General features: G+C 63.7%; 26 protein-coding genes. 4 read left to right on the top strand and 22 right to left on the bottom strand.

The features are described from left to right. Positions 1–3: 3 nt before the first annotated feature. The 3 genes from rapZ to V3596_RS17430 are packed head-to-tail and all read right to left on the bottom strand — an operon-like array spanning position 4 to position 3,475. Positions 4–924: an RNase adapter RapZ gene (gene rapZ, locus V3596_RS17440; protein ID WP_334279075.1), complete on the bottom strand. Its 921-nt coding sequence runs from the start codon at positions 922–924 to the stop codon at positions 4–6. After that, on the bottom strand, positions 921–2,600 hold the full coding sequence (gene recN / locus V3596_RS17435; protein ID WP_334279074.1) for a DNA repair protein RecN: 1,680 nt from the start codon (positions 2,598–2,600) through the stop codon (positions 921–923). The genes rapZ and recN overlap by 4 nt, the downstream gene beginning before the upstream one ends. Beyond that, complete coding sequence (locus V3596_RS17430; RefSeq protein ID WP_334279339.1) at positions 2,600–3,475, bottom strand: NAD kinase; 876 nt, start codon at positions 3,473–3,475, stop codon at positions 2,600–2,602. The genes recN and V3596_RS17430 overlap by 1 nt, the downstream gene beginning before the upstream one ends. A gap of 68 nt (positions 3,476–3,543) precedes the next feature. On the opposite strand from V3596_RS17430, the gene hrcA reads away from it, so the two are divergent. The 4 genes from hrcA (at position 3,544) to V3596_RS17410 (ending at position 7,433) form a co-directional block, all read left to right on the top strand. Next, positions 3,544–4,563 (top strand): heat-inducible transcriptional repressor HrcA, encoded by a 1,020-nt coding sequence (gene hrcA / locus V3596_RS17425; RefSeq protein WP_334279338.1) that lies wholly within the window; start codon positions 3,544–3,546, stop codon positions 4,561–4,563. A 334-nt stretch (positions 4,564–4,897) separates the two neighbouring features. After that, entirely contained in the window at positions 4,898–5,644 is a 747-nt protein-coding gene (locus tag V3596_RS17420; protein ID WP_334279073.1) for a type IV toxin-antitoxin system AbiEi family antitoxin domain-containing protein, read from the top strand. Further along, entirely contained in the window at positions 5,641–6,564 is a 924-nt protein-coding gene (locus tag V3596_RS17415; RefSeq protein WP_334279072.1) for a nucleotidyl transferase AbiEii/AbiGii toxin family protein, read from the top strand. Before V3596_RS17420 ends, V3596_RS17415 begins: the two co-directional genes overlap by 4 nt. Before the next feature lie 476 nt (positions 6,565–7,040). Beyond that, a complete protein-coding gene (locus V3596_RS17410) occupies positions 7,041–7,433 on the top strand; it encodes a molybdopterin-binding domain-containing protein (RefSeq protein ID WP_334279071.1) in 393 nt (130 codons plus the stop codon). Between the two features lie 13 nt (positions 7,434–7,446). Here the strand turns inward: V3596_RS17410 and V3596_RS17405 are convergent, their stop codons facing one another. Genes V3596_RS17405 through flgA form a run of 19 tightly spaced genes read right to left on the bottom strand, consistent with a single transcriptional unit; the run spans position 7,447 to position 21,050 of the window. Next, positions 7,447–8,199 carry a sigma-70 family RNA polymerase sigma factor gene (locus tag V3596_RS17405; RefSeq protein WP_334279070.1) on the bottom strand — a complete coding sequence of 251 codons (753 nt, stop codon included), beginning with the start codon at positions 8,197–8,199 and terminating at the stop codon, positions 7,447–7,449. Next, positions 8,153–8,905, bottom strand: coding sequence for a flagellar type III secretion system pore protein FliP (gene fliP, locus V3596_RS17400; protein ID WP_334279069.1), 753 nt, complete (start codon positions 8,903–8,905; stop codon positions 8,153–8,155). Before fliP ends, V3596_RS17405 begins: the two co-directional genes overlap by 47 nt. Further along, on the bottom strand, positions 8,902–9,288 hold the full coding sequence (locus V3596_RS17395; RefSeq protein ID WP_334279068.1) for a flagellar biosynthetic protein FliO: 387 nt from the start codon (positions 9,286–9,288) through the stop codon (positions 8,902–8,904). Before V3596_RS17395 ends, fliP begins: the two co-directional genes overlap by 4 nt. Further along, positions 9,285–9,596, bottom strand: coding sequence for a FliM/FliN family flagellar motor switch protein (locus V3596_RS17390; RefSeq protein WP_334279067.1), 312 nt, complete (start codon positions 9,594–9,596; stop codon positions 9,285–9,287). The genes V3596_RS17395 and V3596_RS17390 overlap by 4 nt, the downstream gene beginning before the upstream one ends. 5 nt (positions 9,597–9,601) lie before the next feature. After that, on the bottom strand, positions 9,602–10,348 hold the full coding sequence (locus tag V3596_RS17385) for a FliM/FliN family flagellar motor switch protein (RefSeq protein ID WP_334279066.1): 747 nt from the start codon (positions 10,346–10,348) through the stop codon (positions 9,602–9,604). Beyond that, a complete protein-coding gene (locus V3596_RS17380) occupies positions 10,345–11,535 on the bottom strand; it encodes a flagellar hook protein FlgE (RefSeq protein WP_334279065.1) in 1,191 nt (396 codons plus the stop codon). The genes V3596_RS17385 and V3596_RS17380 overlap by 4 nt, the downstream gene beginning before the upstream one ends. Positions 11,536–11,543: 8 nt before the next feature. Further along, positions 11,544–11,885: a flagellar hook assembly protein FlgD gene (locus tag V3596_RS17375; protein WP_334279064.1), complete on the bottom strand. Its 342-nt coding sequence runs from the start codon at positions 11,883–11,885 to the stop codon at positions 11,544–11,546. Between the two features lie 28 nt (positions 11,886–11,913). After that, positions 11,914–13,077, bottom strand: a complete 1,164-nt coding sequence (locus V3596_RS17370) for a hypothetical protein (RefSeq protein ID WP_334279063.1) — start codon at positions 13,075–13,077, stop codon at positions 11,914–11,916. Then, positions 13,074–13,538 carry a hypothetical protein gene (locus V3596_RS17365; RefSeq protein WP_334279062.1) on the bottom strand — a complete coding sequence of 155 codons (465 nt, stop codon included), beginning with the start codon at positions 13,536–13,538 and terminating at the stop codon, positions 13,074–13,076. The genes V3596_RS17370 and V3596_RS17365 overlap by 4 nt, the downstream gene beginning before the upstream one ends. Then, positions 13,535–14,863 carry a FliI/YscN family ATPase gene (locus V3596_RS17360; RefSeq protein WP_334279061.1) on the bottom strand — a complete coding sequence of 443 codons (1,329 nt, stop codon included), beginning with the start codon at positions 14,861–14,863 and terminating at the stop codon, positions 13,535–13,537. Before V3596_RS17360 ends, V3596_RS17365 begins: the two co-directional genes overlap by 4 nt. After that, positions 14,853–15,557, bottom strand: coding sequence for a FliH/SctL family protein (locus V3596_RS17355; protein ID WP_334279060.1), 705 nt, complete (start codon positions 15,555–15,557; stop codon positions 14,853–14,855). Before V3596_RS17355 ends, V3596_RS17360 begins: the two co-directional genes overlap by 11 nt. Positions 15,558–15,568: 11 nt before the next feature. Beyond that, positions 15,569–16,027 (bottom strand): hypothetical protein, encoded by a 459-nt coding sequence (locus V3596_RS17350; protein ID WP_334279059.1) that lies wholly within the window; start codon positions 16,025–16,027, stop codon positions 15,569–15,571. Then, on the bottom strand, positions 16,024–17,463 hold the full coding sequence (gene fliF / locus V3596_RS17345; protein ID WP_334279058.1) for a flagellar basal-body MS-ring/collar protein FliF: 1,440 nt from the start codon (positions 17,461–17,463) through the stop codon (positions 16,024–16,026). The genes V3596_RS17350 and fliF overlap by 4 nt, the downstream gene beginning before the upstream one ends. 3 nt (positions 17,464–17,466) lie before the next feature. Continuing rightward, entirely contained in the window at positions 17,467–17,772 is a 306-nt protein-coding gene (gene fliE, locus V3596_RS17340; protein ID WP_334279057.1) for a flagellar hook-basal body complex protein FliE, read from the bottom strand. After that, positions 17,769–18,161 carry a flagellar basal body rod protein FlgC gene (locus tag V3596_RS17335; RefSeq protein WP_334279056.1) on the bottom strand — a complete coding sequence of 131 codons (393 nt, stop codon included), beginning with the start codon at positions 18,159–18,161 and terminating at the stop codon, positions 17,769–17,771. Before V3596_RS17335 ends, fliE begins: the two co-directional genes overlap by 4 nt. Positions 18,162–18,199: 38 nt before the next feature. Beyond that, positions 18,200–18,562 carry a flagellar basal body rod protein FlgB gene (locus tag V3596_RS17330; RefSeq protein WP_334279055.1) on the bottom strand — a complete coding sequence of 121 codons (363 nt, stop codon included), beginning with the start codon at positions 18,560–18,562 and terminating at the stop codon, positions 18,200–18,202. A gap of 22 nt (positions 18,563–18,584) precedes the next feature. Further along, positions 18,585–19,691: a flagellar basal body P-ring protein FlgI gene (locus V3596_RS17325; protein WP_334279054.1), complete on the bottom strand. Its 1,107-nt coding sequence runs from the start codon at positions 19,689–19,691 to the stop codon at positions 18,585–18,587. A 1-nt stretch (position 19,692) separates the two neighbouring features. Further along, positions 19,693–20,385, bottom strand: coding sequence for a flagellar basal body L-ring protein FlgH (locus tag V3596_RS17320; protein WP_334279053.1), 693 nt, complete (start codon positions 20,383–20,385; stop codon positions 19,693–19,695). Then, positions 20,382–21,050 (bottom strand): flagellar basal body P-ring formation chaperone FlgA, encoded by a 669-nt coding sequence (gene flgA, locus V3596_RS17315; RefSeq protein ID WP_334279052.1) that lies wholly within the window; start codon positions 21,048–21,050, stop codon positions 20,382–20,384. Before flgA ends, V3596_RS17320 begins: the two co-directional genes overlap by 4 nt. Positions 21,051–21,075: the final 25 nt, after the last annotated feature.

The following is a 21,075-nucleotide window of genomic DNA, read 5'->3' as shown; positions in this document are numbered from 1 at the left end:
GCTTCAGCGGTAGTCCAGCTCGCGGTGCCGCTTGAGCACCTGGCCGTGATAGGCGAATTGGCGCGTCAGCGTCTCCACCAGATAGACCGAGCGGTGCTGGCCGCCGGTGCAGCCGATGGCAATCGTCAGGTAGCTGCGCTGGTCGGCAGCAAAGCTGGGCAGCCACTGGCCGATGAAGGAGCCGATCTGCGCCAGCATCAGGCGCACCTCGGGCTGGTCTTCCAGGTAGGCCGCCACCGGCTTGTCTCGCCCGTTCAGCGGGCGCAGCTCGCGGTCGTAATAGGGGTTGGGCAGCACCCGCACGTCGAAGACGAAATCGGCGTCGCTCGGCACGCCATGCTTGAAGGCGAATGACTCGAACACCAGAGTCAGCGATTCGCCCTTGACCGCCACCAGGTCGCGCACCCAGGCGCGCAGTTGCGCGGGGCGCAAGAGGCTGGTGTCAATCACGGTCGATTCGACCCGCAGCGCGGCCAGCAGCTCTCGTTCCAGCTGGATTGCATCGAGCAGCGCGCGATGCGCGTCGTCGCCCGAGGTGTCGTCTTGACGCAGCGGGTGAGGACGGCGCGTTTCCGAGAAACGGCGCATCAGCGCCTCGGTATTGGCATCCAGGAAGATCGAGCGAACGGCCGTGCCCTCGCTGCGCAATTGCTTGATCAGCGGCAGCAGATGCGGCAAGGAGCCCGCGCTGCGCACATCCACTGCGATGGCCACGCGACGCTTGCCGCGGCGTTCTTCCAGCATCAGGAACTGCGGCAGCAATTCGGGCGGCAGGTTGTCCACGCAGAAGAAACCGGCGTCTTCCAGGGCATGCATGGCGACCGACTTGCCGCCGCCCGACATACCCGTCAGGAGCACCAGATCGGCGGCGCCAGTGGGGCTGACGCCGATATCAATCAAGGGGGCAGGGCTGGTGCTGATCATGATTTGGCGGCCTTGGCCGGCTTCGCGGAGAGCGTCAGCATCTCCTGCGCATGGGCCAGGCTGGTGGAAGAGAGACGTTCGCCGCCCAGCATGCGGGCGATTTCGGCCACGCGTGCCTCGCCGGACACCGGCTGCACATCGCTGCAGGTGACGCCGTGGTGCAAGGCCTTGGAGACGACGTAATGCTGGTCCGCGCAAGCGGCAACCTGGGGCAGGTGGGTGACAGCCAGCACCTGTGACGAGCGCCCCAGTTGCTTCATCAGCCGGCCCACGGTTTCGGCCACGGCACCGCCAACGCCGGCGTCGATCTCGTCAAAGATCAGGGTGCCGGCCGATTGGCCTTCCAGCTGGCAGGTCGTGACCGCAATCGCCAGCGCGATGCGCGAAAGCTCGCCGCCAGACGCGACCTTGGCCAGCGGACGCGGCGTGCTGCCGGCATGGCCAGCCACCAGGAACTCAGCCGACTCCAGGCCGAAGCTCTGCGGCTGCTCTTGCGGCAGCAAGGAAATTTCGAATCGCCCACCTGCCATGCCCAGCTGCTGCATCGCCTGGCTCACGGCTGCAGACAACTGCGGCGCGGCCTTGCCGCGCGCCGTGCTGACCCGCTTGGCCTCCAGCTCGAAGGCCTTGCGCGCTGCGGCCTGTGCCTGTTCCAGCGCGGCCAGGTCAGTTGCAGCTTCGAGCTGTTGCAGCTCGGCCTTCCATTCATTCAGGAGACCCGGCAACTCGGCGGGCTGGCGGCGATAGCGGCGCGCCATCTGCATCCAGGCCGAGAGGCGCTCATCCAGTTGCTGCAGACGTTCCGGCTCCTGCTCCGCGCCATGCAGATAGGAACTCAGGGTGTGAACGGCGTCCTGCATCTGCGCTTGCGCACCAAGCAGCGCCTCGACTGCGGGTTGCAAGCGCGGGTCGTAATCGAGCACCGCTTGGAGGCCGTCCAGCGCGCGCTCGGTCAGGCGCTCGGCACTGGGCTCGGATTCGCTCAGCGCATCCAGGGCGCCGCGCGCGGCATCCATCAAGGAGGCGGCATGCGAGAGGCGCTGGTGCTCGGCATTGAGCTCTTCCCATTCCTGCTCGCCAGGCGACAGGCGGTCCAGCTCGCCGATCTGCCAGGCCAGGCGTTCGTGCTCGCGAGCCAACTCGGCGGACCGGCTACGGGCGCTCTCCAGCGTCTCGCTCGCAGCGCGCCAGTCACCGTAGGACTTGGCAAGGGCGGCAGTATTCAGGCCTGCATAGGCATCGAGCAAGGCGCGTACCGCGGGCGCGCGGGTCAGGCCTTGCCAGGCGTGCTGGCCGTGGATGTCTACGAGGTGATCGGCCAGCTCGCGCAATTGGGCGACCGTGGCCGCACTGCCATTGATCCAGGCGCGACTCTTGCCTTGCGCGTCGATCACGCGGCGCAGGAGCAGGCTCTCGGAATCGGCGTCGAAGCCGGCCTCATCCAGCCACGTTGAGAGGCTCGTCGGGCGGTCGAATTCTGCGGTGATCTCGGCCTTGGCCGCGCCTTCGCGCACCACGCCAGCGTCGCCGCGGCTGCCCAGTGCGAGCTGCAGTGCGTCTATCAAGATCGACTTGCCGGCGCCGGTTTCACCGGTGAGGGCGGCGAAGCCGGCGCTGAAATCCAGCTCCAGCGAGGGGACTATTACGAAATCGCGAAGCGAAAGGCGGCGCAGCATCAGGCCACCCCTTCGTACCAACGCAGCTTGCGCCGCAGCGTCGCGTAGTAGCTCCAGCCCTTGGGATGCAGGAAGCAAACCTGGTGCTCCGAGCGGCGCACGCTGATGCGGTCGCCGTGCAGAAGGCTCGCCAGGCTCTGCATATCGAAATTCACACTCGCGTCGCGGCCGGCCACGATCTCCAGCAGCACGCCGCCCTGGTCGGGCAGCACGATGGGGCGGTTGGACAGCGCATGCGAAGCAATCGGCACGAGCACCCAGCCGGCAATGCTGGGGTGCAGGATCGGGCCGCCGGCTGAGAGTGAGTAGGCCGTCGAGCCCGTGGGCGAAGCGACGATCACGCCGTCGGCCCGCATATTGGCGACGAACTCTTCGCCCACCTGAACGCGCAGCTCCACCATGCCCGACGTGGCGCCGCGGCTCACGACCACGTCGTTCAGCGCCAGGCCCTCGAAAATGCACTCGCCATCCCGCCAGACAGCCCCCTCAAGCACGGCGCGCTTTTCCATCTCATAGTCGCCCACAAGAATGGGCTCGAGCGCTTCGCGGAAGCGCTCGATCGAGATATCGGTGATGAAGCCGAGCCGCCCCTGGTTGATGCCCACCAGCGGAATGGCGTGCCTTGCCATCTGGCGGGCGAAACCGAGCATCGTGCCGTCGCCACCGACCACGATGGCCAGGTCACAGTTCGCCCCGAGCTGGTCGGGACTCAATGCCTCGTAGGCGGTAATTCCGGTGTTTTGGGCAGTCTCGAGTTCGAGCGAGACGTCGAGGCCGAGGCCTGTGACGAACTCGGCAATCTCCTCCAGCAGCGGTCTGATGCCCCGCGCCTGATGTTTGCCCACGATTGCCGCATGTCGAAAACGCTTGGCCATGGAGGGAATTACACCACAGGGGCTTGTCCCGAACAGGCGAGGATGCGGGTGTCCGTACAATGAAAACCATGCTGGACGAGCGCTCCAAATCATTGCTGAAAACCCTGGTCGAACGCTATATCGCCGACGGCCAGCCTGTGGGCTCGCGCACGCTGTCCAAGGCATCTGGCCTTGAACTGTCGCCGGCCACCATCCGCAATGTGATGGCCGACCTGGAAGAGCTGGGCCTGATAGCGAGCCCGCACACGTCGGCCGGCCGCATACCCACGCCGCGCGGCTACCGGCTGTTTGTCGACACGATGTTGACGGCCCAGCCCCATCTGATGGAGCCCAAGCCCCTGGAACAGCAGTTGCAGCCCGACCAGCCGCAGCGCGTGATCACCAGCGCGGCCAACCTGCTTTCCAATCTCTCGAGCTTTGTCGGCGTGGTCACGGCGCCGCGCAAGGCCAGCGTGTTCCATCACATCGAGTTCCTGCGCCTGGGCGACCGCCGGGTGCTGGTGATCATGGTCTCGCCCGACGGCGACGTGCAGAACCGCGTCATCTTCACCGCGCAAGACCTGAGCCAGAGCGAACTGGCCGAGGCCAGCAACCGGCTCAACGCGCACTACGCCGGCTTGACGCTGGAGTCGGTGCGCGAGCGGCTGAAGAGCGAGGTGGACGAACTCCGCGGCGAAATCGCCGGCCTGATGCAAGCCGCCGTCCAGGCCGGCACTGACGCGCTGGGCACCGGCGAAGAGCATCTGATCATCTCCGGCGAGCGCAACCTGCTCACCGTACAGGATTTCAGCAACGACCTCGGCAGCCTGCGCCGCCTGTTTGGTCTGTTCGAAGAGAAAACGCAATTGATGCGTCTGCTGGACGTGTCCAGCCGCGCCGAGGGCGTGCGCATCTACATCGGCGGCGAGAGCCAGGTCGTGCCCTACGAAGAGCTCTCGGTCGTCTCCGCCCCCTACGAGATCGACGGCAAGGTCGTCGGTACCCTGGGCGTGATCGGCCCCACCCGCATGGCCTACGACCGCATGATCCAGATCGTGGACATCACCTCCCGCATGGTCAGCCAGGCGCTGTCGGCGCACGGCAAGTAGGCTGAAGCAGACGCCTCCCTTGCGCAGCAGCACGGCGTTCATCAGCGCCTGGGTGAGCTTGCCTTCGTTGTCAGGCATGGGCATCCGGCGCTGCTGCGCATGTGGGAGAAGCCGGCAGCGGGGTTACCGGGCGATGGGCTATCGGATCGGGCAGGAGTACGCAACTGGCACGCTGGGCTTGAAGTTGGAATAGAAAAATCCCCAACAAACCCGTTAAACGGGAATTTAGTGAACATTTCTATGCGTAACAACTGCATTGCCAATCGGGATGCCAGCCGTAGTCGAGCGGAATTCCCGCACAATGGAATGAAAAATTCCATAAAATTCCCGCCAAATGGGAACTTCTCCGTCTGTTCTATTCCGTCAGCTCTTGCCTAAGGTGCCTCGTGGTGCCCCGATGGCCTCTGCATGGCTGCAGGAGCGCGGTTTCAGTGCCAAGCAAGTCGCCCGGCTTGCCGAGGATGGCTGGCTTCAGCGCTTGGGGCACGGCGTTTACGTCCTGCCCGGCGATCAATTGAACCGCGATGCCAGTCTGGCTCAGCTGGTGGCACTCATCCCTGGGCTGCATGTCGCCGGCAAGACCGCACTGGCCTGGCGCGGGGTTCGGCACAACCTGGCTGTCAGGGAGCTACTAATCCTCTGGGGCGACAAGCCGGCCACGCTGCCCGCGTGGTTCACGGCGGTGTTCCCGGCCGACTACCAAGCCACCCACCTCTTCGACCAAGGGCTGGGCACCAATGTCGGTATCGCCCCGATGCCCGGTGGGCGCGCCGACGTCCCCGTCTCCACGCCGGAGCGGGCGCTGCTGGAGCTGCTGAGCGATGTAGGCAAGGGTCAGGAACTCGAGGAGGCTCGAAACCTGCTGGAGAGTGCGCGGTCGCTGAGGTTGCCTGTTCTGGACGAACTCCTGTCGCATCTCAAGCGCATCAAGGTAGCCCGTCTGGCGCACGCGTTGGCCGAGGAACTGGAACTGTCCTGGGCCGACCTGGCTCGTCAGCACAGCGAGCGCCTGGGTGGCGGACGCCGCTGGGTATCGACCACCAAGTCCGGCGAGCGGCTCAACCTGAAGCGCCCGACATGAATGACGCCTACATCCGGACGGTCCAACTGCTGCTTGACATCGCGCCTGCAGTGTTCGATACACCCTTGCTCGCGATGAAGGGCGGCACGGCGCTCAACCTCTTCGTGCAGGACATGCCGCGCCTGTCCGTGGACATCGACGGGGTCTTCATTCGCCACGACTTGGTGCGCGGGGATGCGTTGCTGGCTATCGGCGCAGAGCTCGCTGCGGCGCAGCAGCGCGTAGCCTCTCTGGGGCATGAGGTCGAGTTGCGCAAGAACAAGGACGGCACCGAAGCCAAGATGTTCGTGCGCAGCGCCGATGCAGAGGTCAAGGTCGAGGTCAACTTCGTCTTCCGCGGCACCGTGCTGCCTCCGCAAAGGCGCTCGCTCACCCCGACCGCCCAACAGATGTTCGCGGCGGACATCCAGGTGCCTGTGCTGGCCGCCCCAGAGCTTTACGGCAGCAAGCTGGTCGCTGCCCTGGATCGTCAGCATCCCCGCGACTTGTTCGACGTGCAGCTGATGCTCGACACGCATGGCTGGCAGGAGCCGCTGCTGGACTGCTTCGTCGTTTACCTGGCCGGCCACAACCGCCCGACTCACGAAGTGCTGTTCCCCAATGAGAAGCCACTGGAGGCTGTGTTCAAGGCCGAGTTCGAAGGAATGACGACCATGCCGGTCGAACTGGACGCATTGCTGGCTACGCGGCGGTACATGCTGGACGAACTCCCTCGTGCGCTGTTGCCCCGGCATTGTGACTTCCTGCTGTCCATGGTGCAGGCCGAGCCGGCTTGGTCGCTACTGCCCTATACCCATCTGGAGCAGTTGCCCGCCCTTCAGTGGAAGCTTCAGAACCTGAACCGACTCAAGAGGAGCGCAGACAAGTTCAAGCTGCAGCATGTTGAGCTGGCTGCCCGGCTGGCCAAAGCGAGGGGCTGAACGTGCCTCTGAATAAAGATGACTCGGCCAAATGCGAATCTTGCGAGTCATAGCGCTGCGTTATGATCGTCTTCGTTGTAGAAGTGGGCCGTTAGCTCAGTTGGTTAGAGCAGAGGACTCATAGCGAAAGTTGTGCACCGGGATGCGAAAGCGCCCGCGTGAATGGCGTCAAATTCGGTGAAACCTGAAGGCCGCAGCTGCGGTGCAAGGCAATGCCGAGCCAAGCCCTCCGGGGAAGGTGTAGAGACTAGACGGCGCCCGCCTAACTGCGTTCGAGCACATGGCGAAGGCATAGTCCAGGGAGGTCAGAAATGGCCGCAAACCGGAATCCTTTGGTCGCAGGTTCAAGTCCTGCACGGCCTACCATTTCTACCTCGGCATGGCGATTTCGACGCTCACGAGTGTCTGCATCCAAGTACGAGCCGAGGAGCGCTCACCCGACGCTTCAGTGCGCTTGCCCGACAATTTCGCCGCACATGACAACACCGATTCAGTCCTTAGCGCGAACGTTGAAACTGCTGCGTACGGAACTGGCTGAGACGCACAATCGGCCGGAGCACAGTAAGGGCGCCCATTCCTCAGTGGGCGGCGCGGTAGGTGCGACAGCGTCGCAGCGCAAAAGCGCTGTTTTACGTCTCCCTGGAAAACTCAAGGCCCTGCGATCAACCGAGGGCCAGCTTCCTCAGGGCGAGGTATTGCGAACCTTCGTCGAGGCAGCATTGCTGGATGAATTCGGAGACGAGCACCAGCTCGATCCACCGTTTGCCGAGCTGGTTGAAAAGACCTGCAAAGCGATCGAATCGGACCCGCGCAGCGCCGCCCTGATGCAAGTGGCAATGGGCGAACTGCTATCAATGCTCGAGCCTTGACTCCGGCTTGCCCCTAGGCAACAACGTCAAAGCCCTTGTTCAAACGCAGAAGCTCGCGCAGCCGCATCAGCCCAGCCCGGTGCAATTGCGAAACTCGCCCTTTCGTCAAGTTGACCCCGGCCGCAATTTCCTCAAAAGGGATCTGTTGGAAATAGTGCCGTTCGATGACTCGTCGCTCGCCGTCTGGGAGTCCCGTGACCAGCGTTGCCAGTCGAGCCCTCAGTTGCTGAAGTTCGATTCTTGCGTAGGCGTTGTCTGGGCGGCTGGACTCCTCATCCTGATACATCCCGGAGTCCTCAAGCGCGAAGCCAAGAGCGAGGCCCACGGCCAGGTCGGCAAGCCGCACGAGGGCGCTATCGGCGGGGCGCTGCGCTTCGCCAGGCAGTTGAATCGATGCTGATCGCTCCTTGACCATGCGGCGGCGAAACTCAAGCTGGCGCTGAAGTTCGCTGTATTCCGGCAAGCCGTTGAGGATCGCGCCTTCAACGCGGTAGGTTGCAAATGTCTCAAAGCGGGCGCCGCGGTCAGGCGAATAACGATCTATCGCCTCCAGGAGCCCAACCATTCCCAGCTGCACCAGGTCAGCAAACTCCAGCTCGGTTCCTCCGCGCCGCGCATAGCACTTCGCCGCCAGCCGGCGCACCAGGGACGTGTAGGCATCGACAAGCGCCGCCCTTTCAGCCGGTGATTGCCGATGCGCCCAGCGAGCCGCCTCTGCGTCAGTGGATGGTGCCGAGCAGGGAGCGGGTAACGATGTTCCAGCCATCTATCAGCACGAAGAGAAGTAGCTTCATGGGCACCGAGACAGTCGATGGCGGCACCATCATCATGCCTAGAGCCATCAGGACGCTGGCAACGATCAGGTCGATCAGCAGGAAGGGCAGGAAGATGATGAAGCCGATCTGGAAAGCGGTTCGCAACTCCGACAGCATGAAGGCCGGAATCAAGTGCTGAAGCCGCACGTCGGCCAGGCTTTGAGGCCGCTCGGCACCTGCCAGCTCGATCATCAGCCCGAGGTCCTGCTCGCGCGTCTGCCGCACCATGAACTCCTTGATGGGAGCAGCCCCACGCTCGGCTGCGGCCGCGACTCGCATTCGGCCGTTCAGCAAGGGCTGGACGGCATCAGCACTGACGCGCTCTAGCACCGGCTGCATGGAGAACAGCGTCAGGAACAGGGCCATGGTGATGATGACGATATTGGGTGGCGACTCCATCAGGCCGATTGCATGCCGCAACATCGACAACACGACAACGATGCGCACGAAGCAGGTCATGCAGATCAGCACGGCCGGAATGAAGCTCAGTGCCGTCAGGCTTAGAAAGATCCGCAGCGCCGATGCCATTTCAGGGGACTGAGCCGCGCGGTCAGCCCAAGCCCAGGACTGGGCCGAACCTGTTGCTGCAGCCCAGGCGCCGCCCGCAATCAGCCCGAGGACGAAGACGGCGGCCATGCGCAGAAATGTTGCCTTCATGGCCGATCACTACCCACATCGCGGGCCAGTGCTTCCGAATCAGGATCGTCACGCAGGCAGCTGGTACCACCGGGGCCGGTGCAGATGAGCAGCAGGCGCCCGGCGTAGCTCGCCACTACCAGCTGAGACTGCCCGCCAATTGCGCGGCTTTCCAGCACGTTCAGCAGGGGGCTGCGCCCCTCCCAGCGAAAAGCCCGGCCACCGCGGCGCTTGAGCAAGAGCATTGCAGCCGCGAGCAAGGTCATGCAAAGCACCAGCGCGAGCCCCCATTGCTGGCCGGAGGGGCCGGCCGATGCGGCGTCCGTCTTGAACGGGATAGGTGCGATAGCTTGCGCCTGACCCAAGGGATGCGACGCCGCAGCAGCCGCAGTGACCTTACTCATGCCACGAGACCTTCGGCGACTTCCACGATTCGCACACCGAACTGGTCGCCCACGGCCACCAGCTCACCGCGCGCCACGACCGTTTCACCGAGCATCACATCGAAAGGCGCATTCAGTGGCGACGTCAGGGTCAACACCGTGCCTTCCTTCATCGACAGGATTTCGCCAACCTTGCTGGTGGCCCGTCCTGCCACGATGGTCAGTTCTGCATTGACGTTGGAGAGTGCAGCGAGCCGTGAGGGCGGAGCCGCAGACTTGGTGCTAGCAGCGGCTCCGAGAACCGGCAGATCAATGGGTTGAATGGACATGGAGATTAGAAGGAAGCGTTGGCAGAAGTGGTGGCCAAAAGACTCACGGCGCGCGAGCCTGTGCCGGAGCAACCAAGCCGTGCGAGCTGGCGCAGACTGGAACCTGGCGCACTCAAATAGATGGCAGAGTCGAGGCCACGTGACAAGACAAGCACATCATCGACAGCGAGGTTGATGAGGTCTGGAACGCTGATGCTCACTTGTCCGACTTCGGCCACCAGGTCGACTGGCAGATGCGACAACACGTGTTCCGCCGCGACCTTGGCCAGCTTTGGCCGCGCCGCCGCGCGCAGCAGGTCGCCCGAGCGCAGCTGACTGCAAGACAAGGCCAAACTGAGTTGGCAGCCTTGCCATGCAATCCTTGCTTGCACACCCCAGTCACCGAGCGGGAGCACCGCCGCAGCGCTCGACACCGAGTTGGCAGCGAAGCGTTTGCGCAGGCGGTCAATCAGATCGGCCGCCAGTCGATTCGCTGTCAAATCCAGCACCGTGGAGTTCTCGCCAAGCGACGTGGAGAGCAAATGCACCAACTTGCTCCGCAGTACACGAGTGCATGCCGCGGACGCAGACAGCAGCTGCTCGCCTGCCGGCATGCCTTCGGCCGGGGGCACTCGGAGCACTTGCATGTCGCTACGCGAAGATTGAGGCAAGCCCCAGGCGACGGCCCAGGCATTGAACTCTGCCTGCAGGGCGGAGCCCAGGCGATCCAAGGCGACTTCCGACACCCAGCAGAAGGGGTGGATCAGGCTCACCGGTGGCCCTTCATGTCGAGCAGGTCCTGGATCAGGTCATTCGCGGTTGACACGATGCGTGACGCGGCTTGGTAGCCGCGCTGAGCCACGATGAGGTCGCTGAACTCAGTGGCGAGGTCGACGTTGGAACCTTCGATCTGGTTGGCTCCTATGCTGCCGAACAAGCCCTGATTCGCCGCACCCACATGCAGGCCACCGAGCGCGGAATATGTGAACTCGCTGCCGCCCTGCGGGCTCAGCATGGCATTGGCATCGAACGCCGCGAGTGCAAGCTTGGAGCCCTTGGCGGTTTGCCCGTTCGAGTAGACGAGCGCCATGGTTCCGTCGGCATCGAAACTGACCTTGGACAGACTGCCCATGGTGTAGCCGTCGGTCGAGCCTACGGTCAGGGAGGACGTGCTGCCCATGTCGAAGGAACTCACTTTGCTCGAGAAGTCGAGCTTGATGTTGCTGGTCGCAACGCCGGTCGGGGCGTAGCTGAGATCGATCCGATCAAAGCCTGGCATGACATAGCCAGCTGCAAATCGAATCTCTCCCGACGTCACTTCCCTGGTGCCGTCGAGTACTTTGACTACCCATGTTCCCGGCGAACCGGCCTTCGGCGTGAAGTTCATCTTGAGCGCGTGCTCACCGCCGATCGAATCGATGACCTTGAAGGAGGTGATGTTGAAGTCGGCCACGCTGCTGGACAAGTTGCCGGTCATCACGACCGCGCTGGTTGCCTTCGGTGCGCTGATGCGCAGGCCATTGAGGCTGATCGGCTCCTCGCCACTGGCACCCAGGCCGATGACCTGCTGGTCGGTGCCGCGCGCGACCAGCACGCCGTCCTTGTTGAACTCGAATTGCCCGGCGCGGGAGTAGTGCGACTCCCCGTTGCCGTCCTTGCGAGTGATGAAGAAGCCCTCGCCGTTGATGGTCAGGTCGAGCGGGTTGCCCGTCTGGCGCAGCTCGCCCGCGCGGAAATTCAAGAGCGTGTGGTTGAGCGCGACGCCACCGCCGAACTTCTGAGCGTCAGCCGTCAGTTGACCACTGCCATTGCCTGATGAGCTGTAATACAGATTGGAAAACAGGGTGCTGCTGGACTTGAAGCCGGGCGTGTTCAAGTTCGCAAGGTTGTTGCTGATTGACTTTAGGCCCGCTGAGAAGGCCTGCAGGCCGCTGGTGCCAATGAAGATGGAGTCAAGCATGGTGATCCTTATCGGACAGAGGTTAGGCTGGCGAGGGTGATGTCGGCGAGGATGGCGCCGGCACTGGTGCGAACTGTCAAGCGGGGTTCGCCGGCTGCGAAGCCAATGGCGCTCACGGTGCCGGTGCTTGGCCCGGCTGCCGTTTCCAGGTCCACGGTCTTGCCAAGGAGACCGACCGATTGGGCGGAGGCCTGCACCGACAGCAGCGAAGCCAACTTGTCGTTCATCTCCTGCGTTTGCTGCAAGGACGTGAACTGAGCCAGCTGGGTGACGAATTCCTGGTTGTCCATCGGCTTCAGTGGGTCCTGATTGCCGAGTTGGGTCACGAGTATCTTGAGGAAGTCCTGCATGCTGATCTGGCCGGCCGCAGAAGTTGCACTAGTCGCCATATTGGGTCTCGCCTGAACGGGTGTTGGGTCGAATGGCGGCTTGGTCGCCAGCCACGCCGGCTTTGTATTCAGTAGCGTCAGCGCTCTGCTTGCTTTCGCCTTGCCGCTCAATCACGCCATTGACGACGACCTGAACGCGCTCGTAGCCGGCTTCCATCAGCGCACGTGCCAAGCCTTGCGCCACTCGCCGCGAGTCGGGGCGATTCAGATCGGTGTCGCGCAGCGAGGCGATGGCCTCCTGCGAGTTCAACTCCCGAAGCCTGAGAAATCTTGGATTGGGTTCCGCCTCTTCCGGCCGATTGGCAAGTGCCTTGCCGCCACGAGCCGGCGCGGAAGGTTCAGAATCGTTTGATTCCTCTTTCGCAGCGCCAAGCGTGATCGATGCGGCGTTGACTCCCATGTTCAAGCTTTGCGGGCCTAAGGCTGTGGAGGGTCGAGAACTGGGCTCCAGGGCGGCGGCTGCAGTCTGCTGCGACTCCGGATCCTTTGCAGCCAACAGCTTGGCGATCGCTGCTTTTGAGCCGGTGCCGGCAGATTCCAAATGTGCCGTTGGTTTCGGCAAGCCGTTCATTCCACCAAGGCATTGACGCCCCACCAGCGCTTGGGGCTTCGGCTCAGATGCCGCAATCGCAGCCTTTGCCGTCGCTTGGCTCGCAGAGCTGACCTGCACTTCCGTCGATGAAGCTGGTCCGGCCGGCATAGCAGCGCTGATTGGCGCCGTCGAAGAGCATGGAATTGCATTCCAAGAGGCATCAGTCTCGCTGCCACTAAGCTCGTCAGTGGATGCCTGAGGACGTGCCGACCCAGCGTGGAGCAGCGTGCTGTCCTGACCCACCGTGGAAACCGCGCATGCGGAGCTTGCCACGGCTGCCGTTGACGAATGCCTTTGCATCGCTGCCGACATACCAATCGGCATCGACGCGACGCCCGGAAGCATGTTCTTACCGGCTTCGGTCGGGGTCGCTGGGCGCTCTGCGGGTTGCTTCGCCGCAGCAGCGGCTGCGCCAGTATTGAGCTGGTTCGCCACCGCCCAATCGTCGAGCCATTGGCGCTCAAGTTGAGACAGCAGGCTGCGCTGGAGCTGTGCACCGTCCCGGACCGGCGGCAGCCCGACGCCTGACCTGAAAGTCAAGGAATCAAAGAATGTGGTCAAGGTTCATCTCCTGATGTTTCCTGGCCCTTCCTGCGCAAGAGCCAGGCTTCTCCGGTGAGTTGCTGTTCCTGGGCTTGTCGCGCCCGCGATTGCTGTTGCTCGACGCGCGTGACGAAGTGCTGCAAGACCTTCTGGCTTCCAAAGCTGTGCTTGAGTTGATCGGTGGCCAGTTCGAGGTGCCTCTGCGCCTCCTTCTTGGCATGCAGTGCATCTTCAGCACCCCAATGCAAGTGCGCGTGAAATCGGCAGAATGCGGTTTCCGTTGCAGCGTCCACCTGGCTGTCCTGCCGGCGCTGAAGCCAAAGGCCTGCCACGCGCTGCAACTCATGCTGCAAGCTCACGTGCTGAGTTGATGCCGTTTCAAGCTCGTTGACTGTTCGCCTCAACGCATGTTGCTTGTCCACAGTCTTGTAGTGCTGCGCTCGTGCCGCCAGCGTCAACCAAGGCTTCTTCTTGTTCATGGGGACTCTCCGTGCGCCAGTGCATGGACAAGCGAGCGCCGTGACATCGGGCGGGTGGAACATTCGTCTGTGCGCTGCCGCAAGAACGAGGTGATGCGCTCCCAGTTCGATAGCGCACGGTCGAGGCGTGCGTTGCTGCCGACCTTGTAGAGCCCCATGTCCACCATCTCATGCTGACGCTTGTGAATCGCCAGCAGCGAGCGCAGGTCTTGGGCCAGAGCCAGATCTGGCGCTTCCAGCAAGGCGCTATCCAAGCGGCTGACGCTCTGCAGCACGTCAATCGCCGGGAAATGTCCTTCATTGGCCAGCTCGCGGCTGAGCACGATGTGGCCATCCAGCGTCGCGCGCAAGGCATCCGCGACGGGCTCGTTCAGGTCGTCGCCTTCGACCAGCACGGTATAGAGCGCGGATATGCTGCCGCCACCAGCGATGCCGCCGCAGCGTTCGCACAGTGCTGGGATTGCAGAGAACACCGACGGCGTGTAACCGCGTGCGGTCGGTGGCTGACCTGCGGCCAAGTCGATTTCGCGGCGCGCCATCGCGAAGCGAGTGACCGAGTCCATCATCAGCAAGACATGCTTGTTCTGGTCGCGGAAATACTCGGCGATGCTGGTGGCGGCGTAGGCCGCGCGTGCGCGCACGACGGCCGGCTGTTCGGCTGTGGCCACCACAACCACGGTGCGCGCGCGAGCTTCAGCGATCAGGCGCGTCTCCAGGAACTCCTTGACCTCGCGGCCGCGCTCGCCAATAAGCGCAATGACCGAGACATCGGCCTGGATGTTCCGAGCCAGCATGCCGAGGAAGGAACTTTTCCCTACGCCGCTGCCGGCAAAAATGCCGAGTCGCTGGCCGTTGCCGAGTGGCAGCAGGGCGTCGATGGCCCGCACGCCGGTATCGACAGGATGCTGGATGGGCGCGCGATCCAGTGGGTTGATCGGCGACGGATGCAGCGGCATCTGGCGCACCGATCCTCGCAGCGCCTCACCGCCCAGCGGAATGCCAAAGGCATCGACCACCTGACCCAGCAGGCCATCCGCAACCGCAATGCTGGGCTGCGCATGGCGCGCAAATACCTCGGCACCGACTGTCAGACCCTTGCAATGGCCATAGGGCATGAACATCGCGCGGTCGTCGTGGATGGCAACAACCTCGGCTTCAATGTGCTCGCCCTCCGGTGTGCGCAATTCGCAGACCTCACCAAGCGCCAATTCGGGACCTAGCGATTCAACACCCAGGTCGGTGACGCGCGTGACCCGGCCAACCGCCCTGAAGAGTGGCAGCTCATGCAGAGCTTGCGGCCAAGAGGGTGTAGCTTTAGCCCGCATGGCGGCCTTCACGGGCGCGATCCAGGGCGCCACGCAGCAGCGCCAGCTGAACCTCCAGACGCGCATCCAGCTTGCGAATCGAGCTCTTGATGCGGCAGCCGCCCAGGGTGATCGTCTCGTCTGCCTTGAACACAACGCTGGCTGGCCAGCCATTGGGATCGAGCCGTTGCGAAAGCTGCAGATCAGCGAAGTCCCTTGGATGGAGCAACACAGTCAGCGGTTCATCGATCCGGGCCTCAGAGAGCACCTGGCGAACCGCCGAAGCGACTGATTCGATAGAAGCCTCACCCAGCAAACGAGTCACGGCGATGAAGGTCCATTCGGTCACCTGCGATTGAAGAGCCTCTCGTGAGGCTTGCGTCTCAACAGCCACGGCCGAGCTGAGGCTGCGCCACTTTTCAAGCTGCGCCGTGGCAAGCACTTGCATGCGCTCCTCCAGCATGTGCTGGCTGCGGGCGTTTACCTGCGCCGCCGCTGCAGCGCTGGCGTCGGAGGCGCCCAGCTGGCGGCCACGTGCTTCGCATCGGGCCTGCAAAGCTTCAAGGTCAGACGCACTGATCCAAATGCCCTCGGATGCCTTGGGCGCACCGTCTACGGACGCTGCGGGCACCAATTCATTGGGCACCTCCAGCAAGTCCAGCGCACGCGGCTGAGGATTAAAGCGCGCCTGGCCAGATTTGAGAACTGCCGACATGGCTGGCGCTTTCATGACCGCTCTCCGCCGCCGACCCGAGCCGCTTCGCGCCAGCACTCGAGCACCAGTGCGCACAGGGCTGGGTTCCAGCTGACTCGGCAGCCGGCCGACGGCGCAGCATCGATCTCGGCTTGCCAATGCCCCAGCACGGGCGCCTGCAGGTCTTCAGGAAGCGAGGCGACAAGCATTTGCCGCAGCGCCGCGGGTTCGCGCTCAAGCTGACGGCACAGGGCGCGCGCTTCAGTCGGGTCCGGGTTCATCGCGAACCGCGCGACGGCGGCATTGAGGACATTGCGAAGCAACTCAGGATTGGGCGGGATGGCCAGGTCCGACAACTCAAGCAGTAGCTCCTGCAAGGCCGCTCGAACGGGCAAGCGCTCAAGGAGCCAATCACGATCGCTGGCCTCTAGCGCATGCAGCGCCAGTGCGACACGCCGCAGATCGGCGCCAGCTTCGACGTCGAGAATCATGGCGCTGGTGCTGCTGGCTTGAGCCAGCCCTTCAAGGTCACCAGCAGCGCATCGCGCTCGGCGTCACTCAAGCTGGCCGGCTTTGCAGCTGGGTGGCGGCGGCAGGTCCATGCTGCCAGAGCACCAAGCACCACAAGCAGCATCACTCCCGTCAGCACTTCCACAGCACGCGCCGAGGTTGACGCCTTGACTTGGGCAGCCCGCTGCGCTGCCGCCGGGTGCGCCTGGTCCGTTGCTGCATAACGCTCCGCTACAGCGGATCTTGCCTCAGCACGAGGCTGCGCACTGAACTCGGCCATCGAATGAACCGATATGTTGTCGCCACGAGAAGGGACCAAGCCGACGGCACTCGCCATCAGGTCGCGTACACGTGCAATCTCCACCTCGCTGAGCTTGCGCTTGACCACGACGGCCACACTCAGGCGCGACAGCTGGCCACCTGGAGAAACCGTCTGCGCCACGCGCTTACCGTTTTGATAGTCGGTCTCCTGAGTCACAACCTGCGGTGCGGTTCCGGCGCCGGCCGCCTGTTCGCTGCTGGAGTCCTTGCTGATGGAGCGCTCGCGGCTCACCACCCCAGTCGCCCGCTCACCCTGCGGCGCGCGCGCTGCGGCCAGCACCTCTTCGGTGATGATGCGCGACTGCTCGTGATTGATGACGGCGTCCACGGTCACCATGGCTTCGCCGGCTTGGAACAGCCGATCGAGGAGCTTCGTCGCCTTGCGCGTGAGGTGGGCCTCCATGTCCTGGCGGGCGTCGAGCTGGCCCGAAGCCACAGTGACGTCTTCGCCAGAACCTTTGGACAACACCACGCCGTGCTGGTCCAGCACGGTCACGCCCTCGGCCGTGATTTCAGGAACCGAGGCGGCCACCAGGCGCTGGATGCCAGCGACCTGCGCCGCATTCAGCGCTTGCCCGCCCTTGAGCATCACGGTCACGGAAGCCTTGGCCTTGTGCACGTCTTTGCGGAACAGCGTCTGGTCGGGCAGAGCGAGGTGCACACGTGCGTCCTGAACCTGATCAATCGCCAGGATGGTTCTCGTCAGCTCGCCTTGCAGCGCGCGCAGGTAGTTGACCTTCTGGACGAAGTCGCTGACGCCAAAGTCTGTGTTGTTGAACAGCTCGAAGCCGACAGCACCGTGCAAAGGCGGCTGCTTGGCCATCACGGCCATGCGCGTCTTGTGTACGGTGTCAGCGGCGACGAGGATGGAATGCCCGTCCTCACTCAAGCTGTAAGGCTGTTTGAGACGATCCAGCTCGGCCAACAGCACCGCCGCGTCGCGATCTGCCAGGTCCGAGAAGAGCACCGCCTTGGGTGTGCGAGATGCCCACCACGCCAGGCCCAGTACAAGGCCGAAGCAGACGAGGATGGACAAGCCGAAACCTACCTTCCTCTGGGTCGACCAGCCGTCAAAGAATCTGTCCTGTTCACTCATCACTCAAACCTGCATCCGCAAGACTTCTTGATAGGCTTCGAGCACCTTGGATCGGATCTGGCTCATCACCTGCATGGCCAGACGCGCCTGCTCCAGCTGCAGCATCACGTCGTGGAGATTGCTGGCGGTACCGGCGGCGATTTGCTGGACGCCTTGCTCAGCAGTCACCAGCTCGGCGTTCAAGATCGAGAGCTCACGCCCGACCCAATCCGCAAAGCCAGTCCCCTGGGGCTCGGCCACCGACGTGTTCGGCGCCGTGGCCAAGGTCGGCGCCGCTCCTCCAATCGCCTCAATTGCAGGCCCGCTCATGACTGACTTCCGAGCTCAAGCGCCTTGGCAGCCATGGCCCGCGCGCTGCTTGCAACCGCGATATTGGCTTCATAGGCACGCATGGCCGTGCTGACCGTGACCATCTCGGTGGCTTGGTCGATTCGTGAGTACGCGACGAAGCCTTGTGGGTTGGCGTGCGGGTGCCCAGGGTCATGCGCCAGCCGGGGAGGTGCGTCGCTGCCGATTACCTGCACTTTGCGCGTCAGCACGGTGTGGCTGGCGGACGACAGGGCTTGATTGAAGTTCACCGACAAGGGCTCAGCAACCACCTTCTGATGCGCGTAGGGGAGCTTGTCGGCAGGCGCTGTGGCATGAATGTTGGCGAGGTTCAGCGCAGCGATTTCCACGCGGCGCTTCTCCAGGTCCATGCCGGCGGCTGCAATCTGGAAGACGGCACGGTAGTCCATCAGCGACGCCCCTCCTGCACAGCAACGGACAAGATGCTCAGGTGGCGATTCATTGCCCGGAGCAAGGCCTGGTATTGCATGCTGTTGCTCGACAGCGAGGCCATTTCCTCGTCGAGAGCAATTGGCTTGTCACCGGCTTCGGCCAGCAGGCGCGCGGTCGGTATCGCATCTGCCTTGATGCTGTGGCCAGCCTCAAGCTTGGCCCGCAAGGAGCCCAGTAGTTCTTCAAACTGCACGCGTACTGGCTTAGCACCGTTGACGCTGGCGTTGGCAATGTTCTGCGCAATGGCCTGGTGCCGCAGCGCGCAGGCGTCCAGCGATTTGCTGACGAGCTGGAGGGTGGTTGGATCAATCAGATGCATGGGGTGCTTTCTGTCTCATTGACTACTGCACGACCAGCTCGGCATGCAGGGCGCCCGCTGCCTTGATGGCCTGGAAGATGGAAATCATGTCGCGCGGCGAGGTCTTGCCGCGGGCCAGTAGCTGCACCAGGTCTGCCACGCGCGTCGGCCCTGCGGGTACGAACTTCGGTGCGGCAGGCTCCTGTACGCGCAGCTGGCTGTTGGTGAAGACCTCGGTTCGAACGCCTGGGGCTGGCGAGCGCAGGAGCTGCGGCTGGGAGACGGCGGTTTCGCTGCTCACGGTCACGCGAGTCTCTCCAACGACGACAGACACCGGCGAGATTTGGACGCCGCCGCCTGCGACCAGAGTTCCGGTGCGCTCGTTGATTACGACGCGCGCGCGGTTGTCGGGCTCCACGGACAAGGCTTCTATCTGCCGCACAAAGGCTGGCACCTTGCGAAAAAAGGCCTGCGGCACCTGCACCTCAACGGAACCGGCATCGCGGATCTCTGCGAGCGGGGCACCGAAGTTTTCGTTGATGCGGTCTGCCATGCGCCCGGCCGTACCGAAGTCGGCCTGGTTCAGAACCAGTGCGATGGCGTGCTGCGCTTCCGGCTCTTCTTCAAGGCCGGCTTCCACCGTGCCGCCGCCGCTGATCAGGCCAGCGGTCGGGTGATTCTTCTGGACCTGATTGCCTTGTGCGTCGTGTCGGAAGCCGCCGACCGTCATTGCACCTTGGGCGAGCACATAGACGCGACCATCGGCCCCCTTGAGCGGCGCCATGAGCAGCGTACCGCCCTCAAGGCTGCGGGCATCGCCGATGGACGCAACGGCGACATCCAGATGGTCCCCCGGCCGCGCATAGGCCGGCAGGCTGGCGGTTACTGTCACGACGGCCAGGTTGCGGCTGGAGATGTCGTCCGACGAAACGACAAGATCAAAGCGGCTCAGCAGATTGGCCAAGGTCTGCCGCGTGGCCTTGCTGCGCGCGCTGTCGCCGGTGCCGGACAATCCGGTGACGACGCCATAGCCCACGAGCGCGTTCTCGCGCTGTGAAGAAACGCGAGCCAGGTCCTTGAGGCGAACAGGCTGCGCCGAAGTCTGCGCTGTGAGCCCGAGGCTCAGAAGGACGAAGAGATGTGCTCGCATCTCAGAATCCGAGCAGGTGCAAGAGGCGCTGCCACCAAGCCGGGCGCTGCTGCTCGCCTAGAACGCCGTCACCCACAAAACTCAACTTGGTCTCCGCCATGCGGCTGGAGAGCACCACGTTTTGCTCGTTCACGTCCCGCGGGCGCACGCGGCCGGCCGCGCGGATGGTTTGCTTCTCGCCATTGATCTCCAGCAGTTGCTCTCCGTCCACACGCAGGTCACCATTGGGCAACACCTCGCGCACCAGCACTGTGATCTGGGCCAGCACGCGGCCGGCACGATGCGTGCGCCCGGTACCATTGAAATCGTTGTTGCTGACGATGCCGGCACTCTTGCTCCAGCGCGGCAGCGTCAGGCCGACACTGGCGTTTGAATCGCGGCTTGTGTCGGTGTCGGCCGAAGAAGTTGCTGAAGAGTCTTCGTAGACCATCACCGTGAGCACCTCGCCGACCTGGAACTTGCGTCGGTCCGCAGTCAAGGCCTGAAAGCCGGCATCGGAGTACAGGCTGCCGCGAGCCCGGGGCCTGGCCTGCACGACAGCGGGAGCAACAGGACTCCCGTCGGCAGCAGATGCCGCAGCGGCTACCGATGCCATCGATGTCACAGGCGCGGGCCGGCCCAGGCCGAACTCGTCGCTGCTTTGGGCGTGCACGGAGGCCGTCAGCCCAAGAAGTATCAGGATTGCGTACTTCATGGCTTGTTCACCCGGACTGTTGTCAGGTCCACCAGGAGCCCCTCCATCGGTGCGCTGCGTCCATCTGCCTGAACTCTCACTGACTGCCCAACGCGGGCAGGCGCCAAGAGCTGAGCTGGCATGGCCAGCTCAATGCCTTCAGAAGCCATGACGACAGTCACGCGATCGCCACGTTGCAAGGTGTCCAGAGCGATCAGGTCCGCCGCGCGCACGGCCTCTCCGGCATGCAGTGTTCGACGGGCTCGTCCTTGCGGCGGTTCGTCGGTGCGCGCCGCCTCAACCGCGACGCCTGGTGGCCAGGTTTGCTCTTGCAAATGCAAGTCCGCGGCCTGCAACCGTTCGCCGGCCTTCAGTTCGCGCAGGAGCGCCCAGGTAGGCGCTGTCCAACCGATGGTGACGGGTAAGGCCAGCACGTAGGCCGCGCCACGCTCAGGCCGCACTTGCACCGACCAGGTCTGCTTGCCGCTGACCAAGCGCTCAGCCTCTTTGCGCTCTGCCTGAATCGTGGCCAGCCCGGAATTCGGACGCGAGCTCATTGGTCGGCAGTGGACCTCGGCTCGCCAGCCCGCACCTCTTCTGACTGCCATGCCTTCAGCCGCGGCGCGCACAGCAGCGCACAGTCCGGCCTCCGTCAATGGCTCTGCAACGGCCTTGGCCAGGGCCATCTGATGCCCGGCAGCTGACAGTAGC

Origin of the sequence: Roseateles microcysteis (assembly GCF_036880965.1) — a bacterium.
Classification (GTDB): domain Bacteria; phylum Pseudomonadota; class Gammaproteobacteria; order Burkholderiales; family Burkholderiaceae_C; genus JAUASW01.
The sequence above is the reverse complement of the archived record's forward strand: the minus strand, read 5'-3'. Positions and strand labels throughout refer to the sequence as shown.